At 58.1% G+C, this 6,554-nt stretch carries 6 protein-coding genes and 3 pseudogenes; 2 read left to right on the forward strand and 7 right to left on the reverse strand.

Features of this window, described 5'->3' with window-relative positions:
* Window positions 1-327 (reverse strand): annotated as a pseudogene (locus tag IQ16_RS44445) (IS5-like element ISBj2 family transposase); the annotation flags it as partial.
* A 103-nt stretch (window positions 328-430) separates the two neighbouring features.
* On the opposite strand from IQ16_RS44445, the gene IQ16_RS44450 reads away from it, so the two are divergent.
* Entirely contained in the window at window positions 431-877 is a 447-nt protein-coding gene (locus tag IQ16_RS44450) for a hypothetical protein (RefSeq protein ID WP_018648886.1), read from the forward strand.
* A 401-nt stretch (window positions 878-1,278) separates the two neighbouring features.
* Here the strand turns inward: IQ16_RS44450 and IQ16_RS47215 are convergent, their stop codons facing one another.
* A complete protein-coding gene (locus IQ16_RS47215) occupies window positions 1,279-2,694 on the reverse strand; it encodes a class I SAM-dependent methyltransferase (protein WP_018648884.1) in 1,416 nt (471 codons plus the stop codon).
* 325 nt (window positions 2,695-3,019) lie between these two features.
* On the opposite strand from IQ16_RS47215, the gene IQ16_RS47450 reads away from it, so the two are divergent.
* Complete coding sequence (locus IQ16_RS47450; protein ID WP_257784499.1) at window positions 3,020-3,154, forward strand: hypothetical protein; 135 nt, start codon at window positions 3,020-3,022, stop codon at window positions 3,152-3,154.
* 59 nt (window positions 3,155-3,213) lie between these two features.
* On the opposite strand, the gene IQ16_RS44470 is transcribed toward IQ16_RS47450, so the two are convergent.
* The 5 genes and pseudogenes from IQ16_RS44470 to IQ16_RS44490 all read right to left on the reverse strand — a co-directional run.
* Window positions 3,214-3,414, reverse strand: a complete 201-nt coding sequence (locus IQ16_RS44470) for a hypothetical protein (protein ID WP_035668701.1) — start codon at window positions 3,412-3,414, stop codon at window positions 3,214-3,216.
* 385 nt (window positions 3,415-3,799) lie between these two features.
* Window positions 3,800-4,795, reverse strand: coding sequence for an IS110 family RNA-guided transposase (locus IQ16_RS44475; RefSeq protein WP_011084472.1), 996 nt, complete (start codon window positions 4,793-4,795; stop codon window positions 3,800-3,802).
* A 63-nt stretch (window positions 4,796-4,858) separates the two neighbouring features.
* A pseudogene (locus IQ16_RS44480) lies at window positions 4,859-5,041 on the reverse strand (IS21 family transposase); the annotation flags it as partial.
* Window positions 5,042-5,119: 78 nt separating this feature from the next.
* The gene (locus IQ16_RS44485; protein WP_011084471.1) at window positions 5,120-5,926 is read right to left on the reverse strand and encodes a glycoside hydrolase family 12 protein; all 807 of its coding nucleotides are present in this window, start codon (window positions 5,924-5,926) and stop codon (window positions 5,120-5,122) included.
* 288 nt (window positions 5,927-6,214) lie between these two features.
* Window positions 6,215-6,554 (reverse strand): annotated as a pseudogene (locus IQ16_RS44490) (IS6-like element ISBj7 family transposase); the annotation flags it as partial.

Genomic DNA, 6,554 nt, shown 5'->3' on the forward strand with positions numbered 1-6,554 from the left:
CGAGCGCCAGGACATCGGGAGCCGCAGCGATATCGGCATCCTGGCCTGGAGTCAGATGCAGGACGACCGGCCGGCAGAGCGGATCGCTCAGCGCATGGATTTTTGTCGTGCGGCCTCCGCGCGAGCGGCCGATTGCTTGATTGTGCTCCCCCCTTTTCCGCCGGAGGCACACCGGTGAGCTTTAATCGAGGTCGAGTCGAGCGACAGTACGACGCCGTCTTCGCCAGGCTTGGCCAGCGCTTCGAAGATTGCGCACCATCGTCCTCGCTTGGCCCAGCGATTGAAGCGATTGTAGATCGTCGTGTAAGGGCCGTATTCACGTGGACAGCCTCCGCAACTGCTCAATCCGTGATTGTCTCCTCGGCCAATCCGTGGGGCAACACCGTCACCGCGGCAGCAGCAGCGGCGCGAGCGCGTACGCCTCTGGTACGTGGCCGCGACCCGGGCGCGCGACCTGCTGATCCTGCCTAGGCACTCCGCCGACCTGTCGGACAAGTGCTGGGCGAAGCTCGTCGATTTGGGCCTGGCTGGTCTCCCGGCGATCAACCCGAACGACGTCGGCACCGCGAAGGAAAGGAACGTCACGCCGCTAGAGAACGGGCAGACCCGCGAGACCTTCGCCGCCGAGGCGACCGCTATCTTCGATGTGCGCAAGACCGTGATCTGGCGTCGCCCGAGCCGGAGCGAACTTGATCAGGTGGACGAGCCAGAAGCGAAGATCGAAAGCGGGGAAATTCCGGAAACCGGCGCTGCGGAGCCTGCTGCCGTTCTCAGAAGTTCGACGCGTGGCACCATCCTTCACAAGCTAATCGAGGAGGTGCTGACCGGAGAAGCCTGCGACGCCAGGGCGGGCTTGAAACGCGGGCTGCGGAACTGATCCGGCAGATGGGGCACGAACCGGCGGAGGATCCGAAGATGGGCATCAGCGCCGTCGAACTGACCGCCACGGTGCTGCGGACGCTCGCTCTTCCGGACGTCGTGACGCCGCGACCGCGTCTCGCCCCCGAGCTCCCGTTGTTCGGAAGCCAGACTCACGAAGGCGGCAAGGTCCTGCTCTCCGGACAGGTTGACGCGATCGCGTTCGACGAGGCCGGCGCCATCGACGCGGTCGTCGATTGGAAGAGCGACGTGGCTCCGGATGCGCCGAGCATCGGCCACTACAGACAGCAGATCGCCGACTATCGGAAGCAGACGAACCTAAGCGGGACAGGTCGTCGATGTGACTTGAGCCCCCGCGGCTGCTGCTCAGGATCCAAGCGCCGTCTCTGCCGGCCTGGTCTACCTTGCCGAGCTGCGGTTGCTCACGCTTGGCTGAGATCGAATCTGAAAGTTCTCCGCAGTTTCACGGATTTCGAAATTGATCGGTCCAGGTCGCCCGTCCGGAGTTCGGGCCCACAGGTATGCGGAGCCTTCATCCAGCACGATCGACTCGACCGAGAAGCCTGCACGCTTAACCAATCCGGCGAGATCGTCCGGCGGGATGAGGCCGTAGAAGGAATGGCCCCTAAGCGAGTCCATGAGGAAGCCGTTGCCGTATGGTTGACAATTCGGGAGATTCTGCATCCTTGTAAAATCAGAATTGCGATAGAGCGTCACAAACAAGCAAGTGCCGTTTGGCTTTAGCTTAGCTCTCATCAGTTGAACGATGCCAAGTCTCACGCTTGCCGATGGGATCACAGAAAGAACGTTTATGCAGAAGCCGCGGTCGTATCTCCGGTCATGGGAGGCAAACTGACCCACGGTGAGGGCGTGGACGTGATTTGATTTGCCGACGTAATCGCGGATGGTGGTCGAACGACCGCGGATCATTTGACCCCTTGAAAGCTGCACTTCCGAATCCACCAACGCAAGTTCGCCGGTGGTTTTGGCTATTGCCCGTTCGTAACGCAGTTTGCCGCAGCCAAAGTCGAAGCTGGAATGAATTGGCTCGAGACGCGAGATCAGCTTCTTAAGATAGGCCGAACTCTGTGTTTCCGGCTTGGCTGCGTTTTCGCTCCGGACGATGATATCCTTCCCGATCTTGTACCACATCAGATGGCCGCCTCTGTGAATGCTTGGCGGTTGCCTGCACTTGCCTCGGCATTCCCGGCTATCTGTTGGATCTGGGGATCCGCCCTTCGTTCCAGCAATCCATACCGAAGATGTATAAATAGAAGCGCGGCCATCGAGGCGGTCCAAAAAATGATCAGAAACCAAGCTGCCCTGGCGAAGGCGGATAAGACCGCGAAGCCTGTGAGTATGAAGAGCCACTCCAAGGCAACCCAATATGTGCCAAGCCTCCAATGCGCTTTCGATGTCGTGCTTGTCGACGAGCGGATGTTCGCTTCGGCTGGACGCGTATTTGTAGAACGTCGCTCTCACGAGGGGATGGCGGTCGCGTTTGAGATTTGCCACCTGACGGGCCGACATCTGCGCACCCGACATGACAGCCAGAGGGAGAAGGATGTTAGCGCGGTCGAACCTCGCCCTGATCTTAAATATGTCCGAAATCCGATCATGGAATCGGGTGACCCTGCTGAAGATGAGCACCAGCAAAGCAAGCGCGAAGCCGCCCACGTTCACCTCAGGAGCTTTAATAGCCGTGGCGAATTCCTTGACGCCGGGCAGATGCTCAACTCGCAAGAAAAGACCGTTAATCCAAGGATCGTACCTCACCAGGAACGAGCAGGCTAAGGTCAGCCAGAAATCCGCCAAAGCGTTCTTCTAGAGCATCTCAGAATAGTTCTTCGGCCCGAAGAAGGGCATCAGAACGCGAAGGATCGAATCCATGCCGCCCCCCAGGTTGTTAAGACCGGTCCATAAACGGCTTGATTGAGTCAGAAAAGTAGCCGACGGTCAACGGATAAGGTGATGGCCGAAGGGAGGAAACACCCTCCCTCGGACGCTTCCCGAGTCGAGTAAGCTCGCGTCTTTGGATCGCCAGTCGTGTGGGGCACGCCGGCTTTTCGGAAGCGACTTGCTCGGCCCAGTTATCCAGCGACGCGTCGGCCTTGCGGAAAAGGGCCGCGCGAACCGGATCATGCAGCATGATCTGCTTCAGCGCCCGGCCAGCTATCGAATCCTTGAACTGAAGTTGATGACCAAGGAAGTTCCTTCGATGGAGGCCGAATTCGTGGTTCAGAAGGCGCACGTCGTCGGAGTGAAGGTATCCTAGAAACATACGTGGCTCGCGCGCGGTGTCGTGACAAACGGCCCAGCCCCGCGGGCCTGAAATCATGCCGCGACGCTGCCAGCCATCTTCGGCGTAGCAGAGACACGGCAGGGCGAATGCCTCGCGATGAGGTCAACACTGGACTCGCGACCGCTCGAGTTCTGCATCTGCAGCACCACGCGTCCGGTCTCGACCATGGCGCGAAACGCGACGCCGGCGACTTCCTGTTCATGGAACACGAACGTCGATGCTGGCTGCTTCATGTCGTCCTCGATGGCGATTGGATGGGAGGTGCAGGCGTTGCAGACGCGACGAAGCTGATTAGACCCCCTCACTTTTTCGGACCCCATTCGGCAGGCTGATCAGGGAGTTCTGAGATCGAGTCGATTCGAAAACGAAATCGAGTCGTTTTCAAAGTGTTCGCACATATTTGTGTGAGGCCACTTTGAAAACGACTCGGCTATCCCGTTGATATTCCTGGAGCTCGCGTTTTGAGAACGACTCGATTGCGACTTTAAGAACGACTCGATGACCCGACTTCCGCTTCAAGACCGATTCGATTGTACATCTAGTTGATATTGAAATCCTTTTTTGCACCCCTTTTACTCCCAGACCGTACGGTAGGGTCGCAGTCTGGAACAAACGGGATCAGCTAAAGGCCGGATCCCGCCGTTCGTAGCTTGCGCCGGGCTTAGTCATCACTACCCATGCGATCCGCGCAATCTTTGCCGCCAAGGCGACGGTGACCTTGTTAGTGTGCATGCGTGCCTGAAGTCCATCAAGCCAGGCGCCAAGGTGATATCGCGAGCGATCAAGATGTGTCACGCAGGAGCGGGCGCCGTGGATGATCATCCGGCGCAGATATCGGTTGCCGCGCTTGCTTATCCCCAGGAGCTTCGTTTTGCCTCCCGTAGAGTATTCTCTAGGAACAAGACCCAGCCAAGCTGCCATATCGCGGGCCTTTTTGAACTGTGGGGCAGATCCAGCTGCTGCCAAAAGCGCTGTCGCCGCGAGTGGCCCAATGCCCGGGATAGTCATTAATCGACGTGCAGTATCGCTTTGAGAGGCAATCGCCTCAATCTCGCGGTTGACTTCAGCAATCCGCAGCTCCAGCTGCCGCAGCTCGTCGAATGTAGATGCAAGAATGCGACGCATGGCCGACGTTAGATCATTCGATTCATCTGCCAAAACCCTCGGCAGATCTGCCTTGAACTTGCCGGCGCCCTGGTGAATAGCGATCCCATATTCAAGGCAAAAAGCGCGCATCTGATTTATGAGGCACGTCCGTTGCGAAATCATCCTATCGCGAACACGATGCAGCGCTTGCAGGTCAATGTGTTCGGGCGACCGTATTTCGACGAAGCGCATTGTTGGTCGCGTCACTGCTTCCGCGATCGCTGCGGCATCGATGATGTCACTTTTGTTGGACTTTACATAAGGCTTGACGAATTGAGCCGGAATAATGCGGACGGTATGCCCCATCGCGGCGATCTTGCGTGCCAACCATTGCGAGCTGGCCTTCCAATTGTAGATCGTCGCTTCGGAGACCCCGTGCTTGCGAGCTAGGTCGGCCGTCTTCGCCCCGGCCTCATGCGCCTTCGACACTGCGATAATCTGCTCTTCCGTGAACCTTGCTCGCTTCATCTGTCCGTCCTTCTTCGGGGCGGACTCTGAATCCTTCTGGAGGAAATGCTCAGTGGCAGGTCACGCCAACGAAAAGAAGCGTTGGTTGCGCAGCCGCGCCAAAATCCATCGCTGCGCGACTTGCACCGCAACTTCGACCTTTGCCTTATCTTTTGGGCGCCGCGGCCGTGCGGCGAGAATGGCCGTGCCGTAATGGCTTGCCATCTCGGCATAGGTTCGGTTGAGGCCGGGATCGTGGCGGTCGGGATGTGAGCGGCAAGCCAAGGCCGTCAGTCAGCGTGGCTCATTGGCATAGTGCAGCTCACCTTACCGCCCGCGCGGACTTCACTTCGAAGTCACGGACCAGTTGTTGAAATTGAAGTTCTTTCCCCCCGGGGACGAGGTAATCTCGACGCCGTATTGGACGCTACCGACGTTTATGTCGCCAAAGTACCCCTTCGACTTGATCCACTGCAGGATACTCTTGATGTCCACTGTCCCGCTGTTGGTCTTCGAAGTGCGCAGCAATGAGATGACCTTGTGACCATCGGAGCCTTCGCCTTCAAACACGTTCCAAGTCGCCCCGCCTACATTGACATTGCTGTAGACCGGAATCGCCGCACCGGAAGGGGCATAATGATATGAAATGGGCTTAACGTTGCCGCTCCCGTCCGAGTTTCCGGTGTAGTTTGTCCAGAGCATTATCTCATGTCGGTCTGAGCTGTCCCAGATATCGTAGGCGACATCCCAGGCGCCGCCAGTGGGAACTTCCTGATTGAAGCTCGAGCTCAGAGTGTTGATTGAGCTGAGCGGTTTCCCGATATTGAAAGCCACGTGCGGATAGCTCTTGATGCCAGGAGTATTGGGCTGGTTCGACCACACGCTCCACCGGTTGGCTGCACTCACCGAAATCGTCTGAGGCCCAGGGTGCGGGCCCCATACGTCGTTGTTCCAAGAGTAGCCATCGCGTGAAAAGCTTCCGTATGGAGCGCTCGAACGCCAAATCGGCGTCTGTGCCGACACAGGCCCGGCAGATGATAATGACCGGGCTTCATTCGCGGCCTGCCTAAATAGATCATGATCCTCCTGTGTCCGGACGTAACCCGTTGGAGACCCTTGCGCGCCGGCACCGCTTATCCGATTGGAATCCATAAAGCTCTCCTTCCTGATAACAAAATCTCCTGCAGATCCACTAGCGGGCCCCCTAGTTCAGCATGGGCGGCATCGGCATCTAGAGACCGGGCTTGAATGCTAGGAAGGTTGGCTTTCGAGAAGCTGACGAGCTCGGGAAGAAGGGTGGACCCGCGCCCGGATTTGCCGTCTTTCGGATGACAGCAGCCTGGCTGAGACAGTGGCAACGATTGTCCGTCGTCAGACAATTTGAGACTGATCAGGCTTTTCGAGAAGGGAGGCTCTGGCTCATCAGGGGGCATCGTCAACTTAATCGACCGCCGAGCCGAAGGAGGCGATTCTCAGAGGTCGAGAGTCGGCGATAGCGCTTGTCATGGAGATCTCGCGCCAAGTCGCAAAGGCTCGCTCGCGCGAAGCACGACGGAAGTCGGCGGTGGCGGCTCCGGGATAGGGGATGTGGAAAAGGTTCGCGACCTGATCGTGAACGGACAGAAACCGTTGAGCCTGACGGGACGATTTGAAGCGCGTCATGATCCGCTCGCGTCGCCGCGTCGGCTGATGAGAATTCTCGGCCCGATTGTTGAGAGCTTTGTGCTGGCGATGTTCGACGTGTAAGCCCATCTTCGCCCTCGCAGCGCCGTACGAACGC

This window comes from Bradyrhizobium huanghuaihaiense (genome assembly GCF_007830635.1).
GTDB lineage: Bacteria > Pseudomonadota > Alphaproteobacteria > Rhizobiales > Xanthobacteraceae > Bradyrhizobium > Bradyrhizobium huanghuaihaiense.

Bases quoted from the DNA above. Each gene is read 5' to 3' on its own strand.
- IQ16_RS44475 (WP_011084472.1), bottom strand. From the start codon at position 4,795: ATGAAGCGAGCAAGGTTCACGGAAGAGCAGATTATCGCAGTGTCGAAG.
- IQ16_RS44485 (WP_011084471.1), bottom strand. From the start codon at position 5,926: ATGGATTCCAATCGGATAAGCGGTGCCGGCGCGCAAGGGTCTCCAACG.
- IQ16_RS47450 (WP_257784499.1), top strand. From the start codon at position 3,020: ATGCAGCATGATCTGCTTCAGCGCCCGGCCAGCTATCGAATCCTTGAA.
- IQ16_RS44470 (WP_035668701.1), bottom strand. From the start codon at position 3,414: ATGAAGCAGCCAGCATCGACGTTCGTGTTCCATGAACAGGAAGTCGCC.